This window comes from Parageobacillus sp. NEAU-HV-2 (assembly GCF_059115485.1).
Window position 1 is genome coordinate 379,107 of record NZ_JBXUJJ010000001.1, and the last position, 16,803, is coordinate 395,909.

General features: G+C 46.3%; 19 protein-coding genes. 15 read left to right on the forward strand and 4 right to left on the reverse strand.

What is annotated here, in order from left to right; translation table 11 throughout:
- Nucleotide 1 precedes the first annotated feature (1 nt).
- Both AC1WMD_RS02075 and AC1WMD_RS02080 read right to left on the reverse strand, forming a co-directional pair.
- Entirely contained in the window at nucleotides 2-484 is a 483-nt protein-coding gene (locus AC1WMD_RS02075; RefSeq protein WP_017434596.1) for a cytochrome c oxidase subunit II, read from the reverse strand.
- Nucleotides 485-501: 17 nt separating this feature from the next.
- Nucleotides 502-642: a cytochrome c oxidase subunit 2A gene (locus tag AC1WMD_RS02080; protein WP_017434597.1), complete on the reverse strand. Its 141-nt coding sequence runs from the start codon at nucleotides 640-642 to the stop codon at nucleotides 502-504.
- Between the two features lie 369 nt (nucleotides 643-1,011).
- On the opposite strand from AC1WMD_RS02080, the gene AC1WMD_RS02085 reads away from it, so the two are divergent.
- The 10 genes from AC1WMD_RS02085 to AC1WMD_RS02130 all read left to right on the forward strand — a co-directional run bounded on the left by AC1WMD_RS02085 (nucleotide 1,012) and on the right by AC1WMD_RS02130 (nucleotide 10,246).
- Nucleotides 1,012-1,797, forward strand: coding sequence for an SDR family oxidoreductase (locus tag AC1WMD_RS02085; RefSeq protein WP_043903936.1), 786 nt, complete (start codon nucleotides 1,012-1,014; stop codon nucleotides 1,795-1,797).
- 77 nt (nucleotides 1,798-1,874) lie between these two features.
- Nucleotides 1,875-2,741, forward strand: a complete 867-nt coding sequence (locus AC1WMD_RS02090; RefSeq protein ID WP_043903937.1) for an NAD(P)-dependent oxidoreductase — start codon at nucleotides 1,875-1,877, stop codon at nucleotides 2,739-2,741.
- A 126-nt stretch (nucleotides 2,742-2,867) separates the two neighbouring features.
- Entirely contained in the window at nucleotides 2,868-4,073 is a 1,206-nt protein-coding gene (locus tag AC1WMD_RS02095; RefSeq protein WP_043903938.1) for an acyl-CoA dehydrogenase, read from the forward strand.
- A gap of 15 nt (nucleotides 4,074-4,088) precedes the next feature.
- Complete coding sequence (locus AC1WMD_RS02100; RefSeq protein WP_042407346.1) at nucleotides 4,089-4,868, forward strand: SDR family oxidoreductase; 780 nt, start codon at nucleotides 4,089-4,091, stop codon at nucleotides 4,866-4,868.
- Between the two features lie 18 nt (nucleotides 4,869-4,886).
- The gene (locus tag AC1WMD_RS02105) at nucleotides 4,887-6,506 is read left to right on the forward strand and encodes a long-chain-fatty-acid--CoA ligase (protein WP_494255871.1); all 1,620 of its coding nucleotides are present in this window, start codon (nucleotides 4,887-4,889) and stop codon (nucleotides 6,504-6,506) included.
- A 115-nt stretch (nucleotides 6,507-6,621) separates the two neighbouring features.
- The gene (locus AC1WMD_RS02110) at nucleotides 6,622-7,188 is read left to right on the forward strand and encodes a TetR/AcrR family transcriptional regulator (protein ID WP_494255872.1); all 567 of its coding nucleotides are present in this window, start codon (nucleotides 6,622-6,624) and stop codon (nucleotides 7,186-7,188) included.
- A gap of 96 nt (nucleotides 7,189-7,284) precedes the next feature.
- A complete protein-coding gene (locus AC1WMD_RS02115; RefSeq protein WP_043903941.1) occupies nucleotides 7,285-8,340 on the forward strand; it encodes a phosphotransferase family protein in 1,056 nt (351 codons plus the stop codon).
- Between the two features lie 9 nt (nucleotides 8,341-8,349).
- The gene (locus AC1WMD_RS02120; RefSeq protein ID WP_043903942.1) at nucleotides 8,350-9,117 is read left to right on the forward strand and encodes a 2-phosphosulfolactate phosphatase; all 768 of its coding nucleotides are present in this window, start codon (nucleotides 8,350-8,352) and stop codon (nucleotides 9,115-9,117) included.
- A complete protein-coding gene (locus AC1WMD_RS02125; RefSeq protein WP_260676114.1) occupies nucleotides 9,089-9,217 on the forward strand; it encodes a hypothetical protein in 129 nt (42 codons plus the stop codon). Before AC1WMD_RS02120 ends, AC1WMD_RS02125 begins: the two co-directional genes overlap by 29 nt.
- Before the next feature lie 54 nt (nucleotides 9,218-9,271).
- On the forward strand, nucleotides 9,272-10,246 hold the full coding sequence (locus tag AC1WMD_RS02130) for a quinone oxidoreductase family protein (RefSeq protein ID WP_043903943.1): 975 nt from the start codon (nucleotides 9,272-9,274) through the stop codon (nucleotides 10,244-10,246).
- A gap of 33 nt (nucleotides 10,247-10,279) precedes the next feature.
- On the opposite strand, the gene AC1WMD_RS02135 is transcribed toward AC1WMD_RS02130, so the two are convergent.
- Both AC1WMD_RS02135 and AC1WMD_RS02140 read right to left on the reverse strand, forming a co-directional pair.
- Nucleotides 10,280-11,437, reverse strand: coding sequence for an aminotransferase A (locus AC1WMD_RS02135; RefSeq protein ID WP_043903944.1), 1,158 nt, complete (start codon nucleotides 11,435-11,437; stop codon nucleotides 10,280-10,282).
- Nucleotides 11,438-11,625: 188 nt separating this feature from the next.
- Nucleotides 11,626-11,853 (reverse strand): IDEAL domain-containing protein, encoded by a 228-nt coding sequence (locus AC1WMD_RS02140; protein WP_043903945.1) that lies wholly within the window; start codon nucleotides 11,851-11,853, stop codon nucleotides 11,626-11,628.
- 207 nt (nucleotides 11,854-12,060) lie between these two features.
- Between AC1WMD_RS02140 and corA the strand changes: the two genes are divergently transcribed.
- The 5 genes from corA to AC1WMD_RS02165 all read left to right on the forward strand — a co-directional run bounded on the left by corA (nucleotide 12,061) and on the right by AC1WMD_RS02165 (nucleotide 16,763).
- The gene (gene corA, locus AC1WMD_RS02145; RefSeq protein WP_043903946.1) at nucleotides 12,061-13,041 is read left to right on the forward strand and encodes a magnesium/cobalt transporter CorA; all 981 of its coding nucleotides are present in this window, start codon (nucleotides 12,061-12,063) and stop codon (nucleotides 13,039-13,041) included.
- A gap of 73 nt (nucleotides 13,042-13,114) precedes the next feature.
- A complete protein-coding gene (locus tag AC1WMD_RS02150; protein ID WP_043903947.1) occupies nucleotides 13,115-13,669 on the forward strand; it encodes a TIGR00725 family protein in 555 nt (184 codons plus the stop codon).
- A gap of 81 nt (nucleotides 13,670-13,750) precedes the next feature.
- Nucleotides 13,751-14,401 (forward strand): glycoside hydrolase domain-containing protein, encoded by a 651-nt coding sequence (locus AC1WMD_RS02155; protein WP_494255873.1) that lies wholly within the window; start codon nucleotides 13,751-13,753, stop codon nucleotides 14,399-14,401.
- A gap of 177 nt (nucleotides 14,402-14,578) precedes the next feature.
- Entirely contained in the window at nucleotides 14,579-15,484 is a 906-nt protein-coding gene (locus AC1WMD_RS02160) for a chemotaxis protein (protein ID WP_043903949.1), read from the forward strand.
- A gap of 79 nt (nucleotides 15,485-15,563) precedes the next feature.
- A complete protein-coding gene (locus AC1WMD_RS02165) occupies nucleotides 15,564-16,763 on the forward strand; it encodes a GGDEF domain-containing response regulator (RefSeq protein WP_043903950.1) in 1,200 nt (399 codons plus the stop codon).
- The last annotated feature ends 40 nt before the right edge of the window (nucleotides 16,764-16,803 follow it).

Genomic DNA, 16,803 nt, shown 5'->3' on the forward strand with positions numbered 1-16,803 from the left:
CTTACACTGTGTCTTTCACAATGACTCTTCCGTACATCGCCTGATGGCCGATTCCGCAATACTCATGGCACACAAACAGAAACTCTCCCGGCTCGTTGAATGTCTGTGTATATTCCGCAACATGTCCCGGTATGAGCATCAAGTTGGTGGTTGTGCCTGGTATCATGAAGCCGTGGACAACATCCTTGCTTGTGATCTGAAAATGGACTGTAGCCCCTTTAGGAACAGTAATGGTATTAGGATTATAGCCGAATGTGTAGGAGATGATCGTCGCCCTGTATTCGTTCGGACCGATTTTTTTCAGTCCGGGACTGTTAAATGGAGCAGCCGTTTCCACGTTTTCCGGTTCCATTTTCATTTTCATGCCGTTAGGCGGATGAAGCCCCATCGAGACAGCCATGATTCCTGTGACAAGGAGAAAAACGATCAAAGCTCCTGTTCCGACGGCCAGCCAGATCTTTTCGTATTTAGGCATATGCAGCATACTGTTTCCCCTCACTTCTAAACTTTAGTGATATAGAGATAAAAAACAACGAGCCATAACAGTAAGATGAAAGCTCCAATAATAAAAACGCCTACAAACGTCCCTTTTAATCTTTCATCATAAGCAGCTGCTTCCTTATCTTTTGTACGGTTATCCATTCCAACCTCTCCTTTTTCTGTAGATCAAATAGTAGACTACCCATCAGTATGGACAGGACAGGATTTTTTATACATCCAAAACGCTGCATGGAAGCCATTCCTTCTTTTTTAAAAAAGTGGCGCATATCAGCGTATCACTTCTTAAGATAGATCAAGAGATTTGTATGGTATTATCCCCTACCGTTCTACAGCGAAAAAAGAGAACATCTGATATGATGTTCTTAGGCGTCTGCTTGGGAGGGGATTTTTTGTGGCGAAGAAAGGACAAACTTTCGCGCCTCTCTTTTCATTTATAAAAGAAAGAAGGAAAAGCAATAAAATGCAGCGAATAACTTTAAATAAAAACATGTATGACGAGGGGGAAATACTATGGAGTTGGGCTTATCAGGAAAAACTGCACTTGTTGTCGCATCCAGTCAAGGCCTTGGGAAAGCCATTGCCCGCCAGCTTGTGCTCGAAGGGGCAAACGTGATGATTACCAGCCGGAACGAAGAAAAACTGCAGCAAGTAGAAAAAGAATTGCGTGATTTACATAAAGGACAAGTGTCTCATGTTCAAGCCGATATCACAAAAGCGGAAGAGATCCGCAGTCTCGTGCAGAAAACGGTAGACACTTATGGAACCATTGATTTATTAGTGAACAACGCCGGTGGTCCTCCGGCGGGAACGTTTGAAACGATCAGCGACGAAGACTGGTATCATGCGTTTGAATTGAATCTACTCAGCTATATCCGTATGATTCGCGAAGTGCTCCCATACTTGAAGAAAAAGGGCGGGAAAATTGTCAATATCGCTTCTTCTTCCATTAAGGAACCGATTCCAGGCTTGCTTTTATCCAATACGTTCCGCACTGGCATCGTCGGTTTAACCAAAACATTAGCTGTAGAATTCGCACCGTACAATATTTTAATTAATACGGTAGCGCCAGGTCGAATTGCGACAGAGCGGGTTGCCTTTTTAGACAAAATCAATGCTGAAAAATTGGGGATTTCCAAAGAGGAAATGGAAGCGCGAATGAAAAGTGCGATTCCTCTCGGCCGTTATGGCACACCGGAAGAATTTGCTAATGTGGTTACCTTCCTTCTTTCCGAGGCAAATTCATATATTACCGGCCAATCGCTGATTGTGGACGGAGGAATGGTGAAAGCAATTTAAGAAATTAAAGAAGAGCGACTCCCTTGGTTTTCTTCCAAGGAGTATTTTTTGTGAACGCGCAGAGAGGGGAATGCAAAATGAAAACGATCGGTTTTATCGGGCTCGGCGTAATGGGAAAAAGCATGGCACGCCATTTATTAAAAGCGGGATATCCGTTGCTCGTTTACACCCGGACGAAAGAGAAAGCCAATGATCTTATCGAAGAAGGAGCGGTTTGGAAAGAAACGGTTGCGGAGCTTGCCAAAGAAGCCGACGTGGTGATTACGATGGTTGGATATCCGCAAGATGTCGAAGAAGTATATTTTGGTGACGAAGGAATTTTGGCGAATGCGAAAGAAGGAAGCTATGTCATTGATATGACCACTTCTACCCCGACGCTTGCGGAAAAAATTTATCAAGAAGCGAAAAAAAGAAATATTTACGCGCTTGACGCCCCGGTTTCCGGCGGCGATATTGGCGCGAGACAAGGAACATTGACGATTATGGTTGGCGGGGATGAAGAAGTGTTTTCGGCGTGCAAGCCGATTTTAGAAAGATTGGGAACGAACATTATTCATCAAGGGAAAGCAGGAGCTGGCCAGCACACAAAAATGTGCAACCAAATTGCGATCGCATCCAACATGATCGGCGTTTGCGAAGCGCTTGCCTATGCGAAGCGTTCAGGATTGGATCCATTGAAAGTGTTAGAAAGCATCTCCCAGGGAGCGGCGGGGAGCTGGTCGCTGAGCAATTTAGCCCCTCGCATGCTTTCCGGTGATTTCAAGCCAGGTTTTTATGTGAAGCATTTTATTAAAGATATGAAAATTGCATTAGAAGAAGCAGAAAAAATGAATTTGCAGCTGCCAGGGCTGGCGCTGGCAAAATCAATGTATGAAGAACTGGCGAAAGCCGGGGAGGAAAACAGCGGCACACAAGCTTTATATAAACGCTACATTCAAGAATAAAACGGCATCATCCTTGTGATGCCGTTTTATTGTTATTATCAAAAAATATTGAATATTTACTTAAATGAGGGTATAGTAAAAATAAGGTTACATACTAACCGGTTAGTATAAAAGGGAGGGGAAACAATGGATTTTTCGTATTCACCGAAAGTCAAAGAGCTGATTAAGAAGTTAAGCGCTTTCATGGAAGATTACATTTATCCGAATGAAAAGGTGTATGAGGAGCAACTGAATGCGCAAGAGTCGAGATGGTCTGTTCCGCCGATTATGGAGGAATTAAAGGCGAAGGCGAAAAAAGAAGGGCTTTGGAATTTATTTTTGCCGGACAGCGAATACGGGGCAGGGCTGACGAACTTGGAGTATGCGCCGCTTTGCGAGATCATGGGGCGCTCGCTGATTGCGCCGGAAGTATTTAATTGCAGCGCTCCTGATACGGGAAATATGGAAGTGCTCGTCCGTTACGGCACAGAAGAGCAGAAGCAAAAATGGCTGATTCCGTTATTAAACGGGGAAATCCGTTCCTGTTTTTCCATGACAGAGCCAGACGTTGCCTCCAGTGATGCGACGAACATTTCTGCAAGCATTGTCCGCGACGGAGACGAATATGTTATTACTGGACGGAAATGGTGGTCGTCAGGCGCTGGCGATCCGCGCTGCAAAGTTGCGATTGTCATGGGGAAAACGAATCCGGATGCCCCGAAACACGAACAGCAGTCGATGATTATTGTTCCGCTCGACACGCCAGGAGTAAAAATTGAGCGGATGCTTCCGGTGTTTGGCTATGACCATGCTCCGCACGGCCATGCGGAAATTACGTATGACCATGTCCGCGTCCCGAAAGAAAACATTATTTGGGGAGAAGGAAAAGGATTTGCCATTGCCCAAGGCCGCCTTGGCCCGGGGAGAATTCATCATTGCATGCGGTTGATCGGAGCGGCCGAGCGGGCACTTGAGCTGATGTGCCAGCGCGTGCAAAAGCGGGTCACATTTGGGAAAGCGCTTGCAGAACAAGGAGTCATTCGCGATTGGATTGCCCAGTCACGGATCGAAATTGAACAAGCACGGCTGCTTACATTGAAAGCGGCATACATGATGGATACGGTCGGCAATAAAGAGGCGAGAAAAGAAATTGCCATGATTAAAGTGGTGGCGCCAAACGTTGCCTTAAAAGTGATTGACCGGGCGATTCAGGCATTTGGCGCCGCTGGAATCAGCAATGATTTCCCGCTTGCCGCGCAATGGGCGAATGCGCGCACATTGCGGCTTGCGGACGGGCCGGATGAAGTGCATAAGGAGCAAATCGCCAAATTAGAATTACGACAATATCAATAAAAGGGGAGAGGCATAATGCATGTACTAGATTTATTTAAAATACCAGGAAAGACGGCCATCGTTACCGGAGGGGGACGCGGGCTTGGTGAACAGATCGCCACCGGCCTGGCAGAAGCAGGCGCCAACGTCGTTGTATGTTCGCGAAAGCTGGAAGCATGCGAACAAGTGAAAGAAAAGTTAGAACAGCTTGGCGTAAAAGCGCTCGCATTAAAATGCGATGTCACAAATCCGGAGGATGTACAGCGCGTCGTCCAAACAACGGTGGATGAATTTGGGCAAATTGACATTTTAGTCAATAACAGCGGCGCGACATGGGGAGCACCGGTGGAAGAAATGCCGCTTGAGGCGTGGCAAAAAGTCATCAACGTCAATGTGACCGGAACGTTTCTCATGAGTCAAGCGGTCGGCAAAGTAATGATCAAACAACGGAGCGGCAAAATCATCAATATCGCTTCTGTCGCAGGACTTGGCGGAACGAATCCGGAAATATTAAATACGATTGGTTATAACACAAGCAAAGGGGCCGTCATTACGTTTACGAAAGACTTGGCCGTAAAATGGGGAAGATACGGAATTCATGTCAATGCGGTCGCGCCGGGTTTTTTCCCAACGAAAATGTCCAAAGTCGTCCTTGAGCAAGTCGGGCAGAAAGTGTTGCAAAATACGCCATTAGGACGATTTGGTGGAGAAGATGATTTAAAAGGTGCGGTATTATTTTTAGCGTCTCCGGCCTCCGACTTTGTGACAGGAGCGTTAATTGTTGTCGATGGAGGCAGCCACGCCTCAGGTGCTTAAAAAGGGAGGAAAGGGAGAATGAATGAAAAGAAGGCGGCTACATTATATCCAGAGCATGTATCGTTTCAGTTCGATATTCCCAACATCACATTATGTGATATTTTGCAAGAACGGGCCAAGCAATATCGCGACAATCCAGCTTTGACTTTCTATGATAAAGTGATTACGTACGGCGAACTTGCCCATGCCGTGGAGAAGTTTGCCTCGAGCCTGCAGCAGCAAGGCGTCCAAAAAGGCGACCGCGTTGCCATTATGCTGCCAAACTGCCCGCAGTATGTGATCGCTTACTATGCGATTTTGCGCATCGGTGCGATTGTGACGCAAGTAAATCCGATGCTTGTGGAGCGCGAGTTAATCCACTTGCTGACGGATTCCGGAGCGGAAACAATCGTGATTTATGATGCCCTTTACCCACGGCTGCAGGCGGTGCGTGATCATACGCCAGTGAAGCGGGCCATTGTCGTCAGCTTTCAGCCATCATCCTCTAGTTCCCTAGATGCGAACGATGTGACATTTGAACAGTTTCTCGCCCAAGGAAGCGGGAACGTGCAGCCTGTTCCGATTGAGCCGGAGCATGATGTTGCCGTGCTGCAATATACGGGCGGAACGACGGGACGTTCAAAAGGAGCGATGTTAACCCACCGCAATATTTTAGCGAACGTCATGCAATGTGCCGAATTTTTCAAAGGTACCTATGAGTTTGGAAAAGAACGGTATTTTACGGTAATTCCGCTTTTCCATGTGTTTGCGATGACATCGGGAATGAATATGGCGATTTATGTCGGCGCCAACAACATTTTATTGCCGCGTTTTGAACTGAAGGAAGTGTTAGAGACAATTAAAGAGAAGCAGCCGACTGTGTTCCCTGGGGTGCCGACAATGTATGTTGCAATTACGAATACGCCAGGGGTAGAGCAATACGGCATCAACAGCATTAAAACGTGCAACAGCGGCAGCGCGCCAATGCCACTCGAGCTAATGCGGGAATTTGAAGCGAAAACCGGCGCGACCGTGTTAGAGGGATACGGTTTGTCGGAGGCATCGCCAGTAACACACTGCAATCCGCCGTTTGCTGAAAGAAAGCCAGGGACGGTTGGAATTGGCATGCCGATGACAGAATATAAAATCGTTGATGTTGCCACGGGAACAGAAGAACTTAAGCCAGGAGAGGTAGGAGAGTTAATTATTCGCGGCCCGCAAGTAATGAAAGGATATTGGAACATGCCAGAAGAAACAGCGGTGGCACTGCGGGATGGATGGCTGTATACGGGTGACTTGGCAACCGTAGATGAAGATGGATATGTAACGATCGTCGATCGGAAAAAAGATATGATTATTGCCGGCGGTTACAATATTTATCCGCGTGAAATCGAAGAAGTGCTTTACGAACACCCGGCAGTAAAAGAAGCGGTAGCGATTGGCGTGCCGGATGTATACCGCGGTGAAACAGTAAAAGCGATTATCGTATTAAAAGACGGCAAACAGGCGAGCGAAGAGGAGATTATCGCGCATTGCCGCAAAAATTTAGCCGCCTACAAAGTGCCGCGCATTGTCGAGTTTCGCTCCGAATTGCCAAAAACAAACGTCGGCAAGATTTTGCGCCGCGCTCTCCGTGAAGAGGCTCTTCGTTCGAAATGAGAAAAAAATGCGCTCTTCCCAAACGGTCGAGCCCCATTGCCTGTTGTCAGACGGGCTTGACCGTTTTATGATAGAATGGCAATAACCAACATGATAGAGGGAAAGGTGGAAGAGCGTGAAAGAAAAAATTATGGCGGCAAGCATCGAGCTATTTGAACAAAAAGGGTTTAGCGAAACTTCCATTCAAGATATTGTGGATATGCTTGGCGTGACAAAGGGAACGTTTTATTACTATTTTAAAAGCAAAGAAGAATTATTAATGGATATTCATCTTCGTTATATTGAAGGGCTGCTCGAAAAGCAAAAAAACATTATGGAAGATGCTACAAAGACGGTTAAAGAAAAAGTGCTTGAAATCGTCTACATGCTCATCCATAACATCGAGAAACAAGGAAGACAGGCGCGCATTTTTTTCCGGGAAATGAAGCATTTAAGCGAAGAACATTTAAAGAAAATTGTAGAAAATCGGGACTTGTTTCGTTACAACCTGCAATCGTTAATAGAAGAAGGAATGAGAAACGGTGAACTACGTGACGATTTACCTCCTTCTATTGCAACGCTGACCGTTTTAGGGGCAGTAAACTGGAGCTACCAATGGTTTCAGCCTGATGGGGAATTGAGCGATTTTGAGGTAGCGAAACATATGGCTGTGATTTTACTGGAAGGAATGGAGAAAAAGTGAAGAGTGCGGCTGCTTGGTGTTTGTGTGCCAAGTAGCGTACTCGAAACATACTGACCAGTCAGTAAAAAAAGAGGAGACATGGAAAGGAGGAAAGACATGACGGCGATCATTCCTGTACGTAAAGGAGAAGAACTGCCCGTTGAAAAACTGACCGATTTTTTAAGAAAAACACTACCGGATTTCCCGGAAGGAACGCTGCAAGTCAGACAATTTTCTGCCGGACGTTCCAATTTAACGTATTTGCTGTCATGCGGAGAGTGGGAAGCCGTTTTGCGGCGGCCGCCGTTTGGCCCCGTTCCGCCGAAAGCGCATGATATGAAGCGGGAAAGCACATGGTTGACGGAAATTCATCCACTTTTTCCGCTGGCGCCGAAACCGTTATTATTTTGCGAGGATGAATCGATTATTGGCAGTCCATTTTTTGTGATGGAGCGGCGCCGTGGCATCGTGCTAGATACGGAGTTCCCGGCACACATCGCCCCGACAGAAGAATTATGCCGGAAAATCTCGGAAACGATGGTTGACACGCTCGTACAAGTACATCAGCTTGATTATACAAAAACGCGTCTTGTCGAGATGGTAAAGCCGGAAGGATTTATGGAGCGGCAAGTCCACGGCTGGATTCAACGCTATGAGCGGGCGAAAACGGATGAGATTAAAGAAGTGGAAGCGCTGACGAAATGGCTTGTGGGTCATATTCCGGAAAACAGCGAAGCGACGATTATCCACTATGATTATAAATTAAACAACGCACTGTTTGCCGAAGATGATGTCACACAAATGGTCGGTTTGTTTGACTGGGAAATGTCGACCGTCGGCGATCCGCTTGCTGATCTGGCCGTAGCGATGAGCTACTGGATTGAAAAGGACGATCCGCCACTGTTGAAAAACGGATTTGGCAGAACGCCGGTTACTGTTTATCCTGGCTTTTATACGCGCGAGGAATTTATTCGGGCATACGCTGAAAAAAGTGGACGGGATATTTCGGATATGCACTTTTATTTAACGTTTGCTTATTTTAAACTCGCTGTCATTTGCCAGCAAATTTATTATCGCTATCGCCGCGGACAGACGAATGACGAACGCTTCCGCGATTTTGGGAAGTTTGTTCAATCACTCGTCCAACACGCATGGCAGTTAGCAATGCGCTGAGGTGAATCCATGGCAAAAGTACATGTCGTCTTTCGCAAAGAAGATATTGATGAAACAGCTTTAACAGATGGGAAAATAGCGGTTGTGTTTGACATTTTGCTCGCTACTTCCACGATTACCGCAGCACTTTCGTTTGGCGCTGCTTCTGTCATTCCGGTGCGAAATGCTGAGGAAGCGCGGGAAAAAGCCCGCCTCCTTCCAAACGGGAGCTATGAGCTTGTCGGCGAGTACGAAGGCCGGACGATTGATGGCTTTCGGCCTACGACACCGCTTTTTTTGCAAAAGTTCTGCCCGGGAAAAACGATTATTTTATCAACGACGAATGGCACGGTGGCCATCCGCAAGGCGATGCATGCCAATCATCTTTACGTCGGGAGCCTGCTGAACGGACCGGCGCTTAGCGAGCATATTTGCCGAAGGCATGTATCAGAAACGATTGTCGCGATTTGCTCCGGTTCATCGGGGCGATTTTGTCTAGAAGATTTTTATGGAGCGGGCTATTTTATTTCCTGCCTGCTGCAAAACGGTGTTTCTGCCCGCGACTTATCTGATAGCGCCATGGCGGCGTGGCTTTTTTACGAAAAATACAAGACGGAAAACGAGGGGAAAACGGTACTTGCTTCTTCGCGGGTAGGGCAGTGGATGACGGCGCATGGCCTGGAGCGGGATATCGATTATATTAATCAGCACGGCGCACTTTCCGTTGTTCCCGTATTTGAAAAAACAGGATTGGGAGGAGAAATTCACGATGCAACGAGGCGGTCATTTTCTGTATGAAGAGGCGCGTTGCCCATTTAACGAACTGATCGATCATGAGGCGATGGAACGCAACCGCCGCATTGCTGACTTACAGAACAAAACGCAGCTAGCTATATAAGTTTAATTTCTTTCACAGAAAGACTAGAAGAAGCAATGGAGAGGAGAAGCAGAGATGAAAATGGTGCAATTTACGGAGTACGGCGGTCCGGAAGTATTGCAGGTGATCGAGGTGGACCGCCCTGTGCCAACAGGACGGCGCGTATTGATCAAAGTGGAGGCGATTGGCGTAAACTACGCCGATACGGCGCGCCGCGAAGGCCGTTACGTTGTCCCAACTCCGCTTCCGTTTGTGCCGGGAACGGAGGTAGCCGGTGTTGTCTGTGAAGTCGGCGAAGAAACAAGTACTGTACGTGTTGGACAGCGCGTCGTTGCTTTAATCGAATCGGGAGGATATGCGGAATATGCCAGCGTCGATGAGCGCGCTGTCATTCCGCTTCCCGATGGATTGGATGTGCAACAGGCTGTCGCCCTTCCCGTCCAAGGATTAAGTGCTTACCATATTTTAAAAACGATGGGACGCTTAGAACAGGGGGAAACGGTGCTCATCCATGCGGCGGCAGGTGGCGTCGGCACGCTTGCGGTTCAGCTTGCAAAACTTTTTGGCGCTGGCAAAGTGATCGCTACCGCCAGCACCGAGGAAAAACGAGAGCTGGCAAGACAACTTGGCGCTGATGTCGCTGTTGACTACACAAAAGAAAGCTGGAAGGACGAAGTGATGAGGGCGACAGACGGAAAAGGCGTCGATGTGGCGCTCGAGATGGCCGGCGGCGACATTTTTCATCAGACACTGGAATGTCTGGCCCCGTTTGGCCGGCTTGTCGTCTACGGCGTGGCGAGCGGACAGTTTACGCGCATGAACCCGGCGCGGCTGATGGGAAAAAATTTAGCGGTCATCGGCTTCTTTTTGCCGCAAATTATGAGAAAGCAAACGTTATATCAGCAAAGTTTGCATGAATTATTAACATATGTACAAACCGGAAAGCTGACATTGACGATTGGCGGCGTCTACCCGCTTGAACAAGCTGCGAACGTGCATCGCTTGCTTCAGTCACGAAAAACGCATGGAAAGCTCATTCTTGTTCCATAGCTCGTCAAACAAAAAAACAGTGGGCGCTTTTGTTTATCGCGCCCACTGTTTTTCCTTTATGTATCGCTCTAAACGGTTGAGAGCTTCTTTCAGCACATCAAAGGAATACGCGTACGAAAGGCGCACATGTCCTTCGCCATATTTGGAAAAAGCGCTACCGGGAACGAGTGCGACGCCGGCTTTATGGACCACATCAAGGGCAAAATCAAAAGAGGATAAGCCGAACGGAGCGATCGATGGAAATAAGTAAAAGGCGCCGTCAGGCTTTTCCACTTGAAGCCCCATGCGGACAAGGCGGTCGTACGTATATTCCATCCGCTGTTTATATTGGTTGCGCATCGCCTCCGCGTCATTTTTTCCCGCCGTTAAAGCGACCAGCGCCGCCTTTTGCGACACTGAAGAGGTGCAGGAAACGCTATATTGGTGCACTTTAATCATATGTTTCGTCACAAAGGAGGGAGCGAATACGAACCCGATGCGCCAGCCTGTCATCGAGTGAGATTTGCTCAACCCATTGATCACAATCGTTTGTTCGCGTAGCCATTTGGCGATGGAATGGTGTTTGCCATCATAAACAAGCTCGCTATAAATTTCATCGGAAACAATCCAGATTGGCTGCCCCTTTACTAGTTCAGCGATTTCCCGCAGCGCTTGTTCCGATAAAGTCACTCCCGTCGGGTTTGAAGGGTATGGGAGTACGATACAGCGTGTCCGCTCATTCAAGTAAGGAGCGATTAACTCCGCTGATAAGCGGAATCCATTGGCGCGCGTATCGACATATACTGGCTTTGCCCCGCATAATTGAATGAGCGGCTCATACCCTGGATAGACGGGACCAGGCAAAATCACTTCCGTTCCCTCTTCCAAAATCGTGCGAAAGGTAATGTCAAGCGCTTGGCTTGCACCAACGGTGGCGATCACTTCATCGGGCTCATATTGTAATCCGTATTTTTCACTAACGAAGCGGCACGCTGCCTGCCGCAGTTCGAGAAAGCCGGCATTATGGGTGTAAGTGGTAAAATTGGCGGTAATCGCTTCTTTCCCTGCTTCTTTGACGTGCTCGGGTGTCGGAAAATCCGGCTGTCCAATCGTTAATGAAATTAAATCAGGATGGTCTGCCACCATGTTAAAAAATTTGCGGATTCCGGATATTTCAATATTTTTGACACGAGAATGAATCAAATGTTCCACTGGTTGTCCATCCTTCCATGTGATCGTTTTGTGATCGTTTGTCCTCATTTTATCATGTTTACCGCTAGAAATGGAAAAATAAAAGTGAGTCCCCTTCGTTTCTTATTAGAACTTTTTAACGAGAAAGGGACTCACCTTATTGGACGATAAGACTCTGGCGTTTCACACTCGATCATGTTTCTCTCCTTTTACGCACCGTATTTTTTTAAAAGTTCATTATATTGGGCGGAAAGTTCGAAAAAGAGGGCCTTATTGCGTGCGACAAGAGCTTCATCAATTTTTTCCATCAGCTTTCGTTTTTGAAACTGAAAGATTGCTTGCTCTAACACTTTCTCGGCAAGCGGACCATAGCTGTTTTTCTCTTCCGGTTGGTTAAATAAAATGGCGCCTTCGTGAGGATACTGTTTTTCATACATATGTGATTCCTCCCTATTTGGGAACCGATAAGTTCCCTTTTTTATATTATCATCATTTTTTACAAAAAAGTAAAGAAAATTTTGATAAATATTTTTTGTCATTTTTTTTTCTTTACACCATACATATTCTCTATTTTAGTTGGGGTATAACAGTTTTTCGGTTATCATAAGTAAAGGAAGCAAATTATGGACAATAAGGTGGTTTTTATGATCCGAACATGCGTCATTACAAAAGATTTTGAGGTTATATATGATGTTTCGCTTCCATTTGTAAACAGTTCCGATGTTTCGTGGTATTGGGTGGATTTCCAAGAACCAACAGAAGACGAGGCAAAGCTGCTTGCCGATTTCTTTCATTTCCACCCGTTGGCGATTGAGGACTGTTTAGAGTATGTGCAGCGGCCAAAGCTCGATTTTTATGACCGGTATTTGTTTATTGTGTTGCATGCTATTGAAGGAAACACTCTTGAAGCAGAAGAAGTGGACTTGTTTGTCGGGCAAAATTTTATTGTTTCGTTTCATAAGCAATCGATTCATGCCGTAAACGAAGTATGGACGAGAATTCAACATGAGGAAGACTTCCAGCAAGGCCCTTTTCATGTGATGTACCGCATTATCGATAAGCTTGTCGATGACTATTTTCCACTGATTTACCATATTGAAGATGTATTGAATGAATTAGAGGAAAATACGAATGATGAGACGATTCAAGAAATTATTGAAAAAGTGTTTGATATTCGCGGCGACTTATCGAAGCTGCGCCGAACGATTGTGCCGATGCGCGATTTATTGTATCGAATTATTCACTCCGACCGCCTGCAGCGGATGAAAGAGCGTCAGTTGTATTTTCATGATATTTACGATCATTTATTGAAACTGTCGGAAATGATTGAAACGAACCGAGAGATTACGTCGGATATTCGCGATAGCTATTTATCGCTAAATTCGAATCGAATGAACAACATCATGATGGCACTCACCGCCATTACGACCATTTTTATGCCGTTAACGTTTATTGTCGGTATATACGGAATGAACTTTAATTATATGCCGGAACTACATTGGAAATATGGCTATTTTGCTGTTCTCGGGGTCATGGCCTTCATTGCGCTTTCGATGTTTTTCTGGTTTAAACGAAACGGCTGGTTCCAGTTTCTTAAAGGCGGCGAATTCAAGGGTAAGCGGTAATGGATATGTCTTCCATCCTCGTTGTTGCGTATACATGATATAAAGGAAAAAAGTACATAAAGGGAGAGATACAATGAAACGGATTGCTGTTATTGGGCAGTCAGGAGATATTCCTGCTGAAGTGCGGTATGTAGCCGAGGAAGTAGGGGCAGAAATCGCCAAGCGCAAAGCGGTTTTATTAACAGGCGGAGGGAGCGGTGTCATGGAGGCGGCATCGAAAGGAGCGAAAGAAGCAGGGGGGCTTGTCGTCGGCATTTTAGCGGGCGATCGCGTCGATGTCGCAAACGATTATATCGATATTCCCATTACAACAGGCCTTTATTTTGACTTCCGCAGTTTGATCCTTGTCCATTCCGCCGATGCGCTCATTATGATTCGCGGCGGGAACGGAACATTGGGCGAGTTATCGGCGGCATATATGAATAAAAAACCAGTGGTGATTATTGAAACGACTGGGGGATGGGCGGCAAAAATAAAAGAGGTTGTCTATGAAGGCGGCTATTTAGACGAACGTCGTACAGTGGAAATCGCCTTTTGTCGCTCGGCAAAAGAAGCGGTAGAACTGGCGTTTCAGCGAATGGAAGAGCCGATCGATGTGATGAAAAATACGGGGCAAATCGGAGATTAATCAACGGGAACCGCTGTATGAGACAGGCCGTCAGTTTCATATATATGTATGGTAGAAAGAATGTCAGAAAGGGGGAAGCTGATGGCCAAAGGTATTTGGGGAGTAGATTCGGCACAAGCCGTAACGGAACAACTGTTTCAATGTGTCAGAAACGAACTTGGCTACCCTAAATTTTGGGGGCGTTATTTATCGGATGTCCCGAACGTTTCCGATGGCTTGACGAAAGAAGAGATAACACGCATCCGAAATTACGGAATCAAAGTGCTGCCGATTTATAATGCGTTCCGTGAAGCGGTTGGATATGCAAACGGACAAGTGGCAGCGCGCAACGCAATGTTCCATGCGCGGCGCCTCGGCATTCCAAAAAATAAGGTGTTATTTGCAAACATTGAAGATTTTTTTGCCGTTGATGCATCATGGATTGCCGCCTGGGTGGAAACATTGTATCCGATAGGTTATCGCCCAGGACTTTATGCCGATCCGACGAAAGGGGATTTCGCGACAGCTTATTGTGAGGCGGTACAAAGAAACAATCAAGTGGCCGTGCAAGCGATTATTTGGAGCGCAGCGCCGAGACCGGGGACGACAAAAGAGCAGAAGGCACCACGCTATCAGCCGGCTTCCCCAAATTGCAGCGCGAACGTCTGGGCTTGGCAATACGGCCGTGATGCCGAGTCGTGTCCGGTGGATACCAATTTGGCGGATCGCCGTCTCCTTGATTTTTTATATTGATTGACAGAATAGTTGCGGCTGTTTCGCTGCAACTATTTTTTATGTTGTTTCTTATTGCCACAGGGAAGCAGTGCAGAAGTAAAATGTGTTGAAAAATATTCTGATTTTATGCCTCCAACGCTATAATGATTATAGGTTGTATCGACTATATTAAAAATAGGAAGGAAGTATGGTTCGATGTCGGAAAAATCATCTATTTTGCTGGAAAGTGGGACAAATGAATTGGAAATTATTGAGTTTTTGCTTGGTGATCAGCGTTTCGCCATTAATGTGATGAAAGTAAGGGAAATTGTACTCCCTCTTCCAATTACGAAAATTCCTCATTCCCACCCTTATATGGAAGGAATTATTGAGCTTCGCGGGGAAGTTCTGCCGGTTATCGATTTGGCAAAAGCGCTTCGTTTTCCTGCTTCCGCCCACCCTGAGCAAGACAAGTTTATTGTTGCTGAATTCAATAAACAAAAGATTGTCTTTCACGTACATAACGTTACGCGCATTTACCGCATTTCCTGGACGCAAATCGAAAAGCCGTCGCAAATGCACCAAGGTTTAGAAGGGCAAGTGATCGGCATTGTCAAACTAGAAGGGCAAATGCTTTTGCTTTTGGATTTTGAAAAAATCATGGTTGATATGAACCCGGATTTAGGCATAAACGTGCAGCAAGTCAAAAAACTTGGAAAGCGGGAGCGTTCCCAAAAAAGGATCATCGTTGCCGAAGATTCTCCATTATTGCGAAAGCTGCTTCATGATACATTATCGGAAGCTGGCTATGAACGCGTCGAGTTTTTTGAAAACGGAGCAGAAGCGCTTGGCTATTTGCAATCGGTTGTTGCCAACGGGAAAGATATTGCCGAGGAAGTGCAGCTTGTTATTACCGATATTGAAATGCCGCAAATGGACGGCCATCATTTGACAAAACGGATTCGAGAGGATGAGAGGTTAAAGAAACTCCCCGTTATCATTTTCTCTTCCCTTATTACAGATGGTCTTCGCCATAAGGGAACGGAAGTCGGCGCAACAGCCCAAGTAAGTAAGCCGGAAATTGGCGAGCTGATCGAAATGATTGACAACCATATTTTATAACGCCGCTGTGAGATGTACTCCTTACAGATTACCAAACTTTGAATAGCTGTCTGGCAGAAAAAATAAGGAGGGGGAGCGGATGAATGAGTATGTAGCGCAATTTGTAAACAGCATTCGGGAACAGCTAAAGCGGTGGAAAGCAGGGCAAACTGTTTCCCGCGAGGAGCTGCTCCGCTTCCTCCGTTCCGTGGCAAGAACAGCAACCATTATTGGACGGGATGACATCGGAGCACAGGCGCATCAGCTTTTCAATGAATTGGAAGGGCAGCCGCAACAAAAGTGGACGGTAGACGAGGCAGCCTCCTATATTTATCCCATAGTGAAACTTTGTTACGAGAAGGGGGAAGAATCTTTTGCTGTTGCCGCCATTGCCGAGGAAACTAGTTCAGGCGATGCCCCGATGATCTGGCTTGTTGGAGACGACGTCCTATTTTTTATGTACATCAAAGAAGGGCTTAAGCAAGCGGGATGGCAAGTTGCTGCGGTGCCGCAAATCGAAAAAGCGCTTTCCTTTGTCTACGAAGAGCCACCGGACTGCATGGTGATCGACGTTTGTGAGAAGGAACTGCAAAATCTTCATCTGCTTCAGCTATTGGAAAATGCGCAAAAACAACTGTTTGTACCGATTGTGATGATTAGCGACGACCGCCGCAAAGAAATGCGGTTGAAAAGTTATCAGTTAGGAGTGAACGATTTCATTGCCAAACCGTTTGCCATCGATGAATTTATTGTGCGAGTGCGCCGTTTATTGAAGAAGAAAAAAAGGATCGACCAATTGGTGTTAGTAGATGAATTGACACAAGTATATAATCGTAAGTATTTAATAAAAGCATATGAAAGCTTGAGGAGCGATTTGAAGCGGTTTCACGAACTAAGTTGCATAGCGATGCTTGATTTAGATCATTTTAAACAAATTAATGATCGTTTTGGCCATCTCGTCGGCGATATCGTGCTGCAGGAATTTGCCCGCTTTCTTTGCCGGAAGACACGGACAGGGGACACCGTTGTCCGCTTCGGCGGCGAGGAGTTTATCGTTTTATTGCCAAAAACAGAGGTCGGCGATGCTTTACGCGTGGTCGAGCGATTGCGGAACGATTTTAGCGCGTATTTGATTGAAACCGACGGCCAGCAAATTTCCTGCACGTTCTCAGGCGGGCTTGTTGAAATCAATGATCCTTCCAAGCCGCTTGAATATTGGCTGGAGCTAGCAGATCAAGCGCTATATGCCGCAAAGCAGCAAGGAGGAAACGGCATAACGGTCGCTAAGCCTGCGGATTAGTGCTGCAATCAAAAATAGATGGCAGCACCAGCTTCGTCTA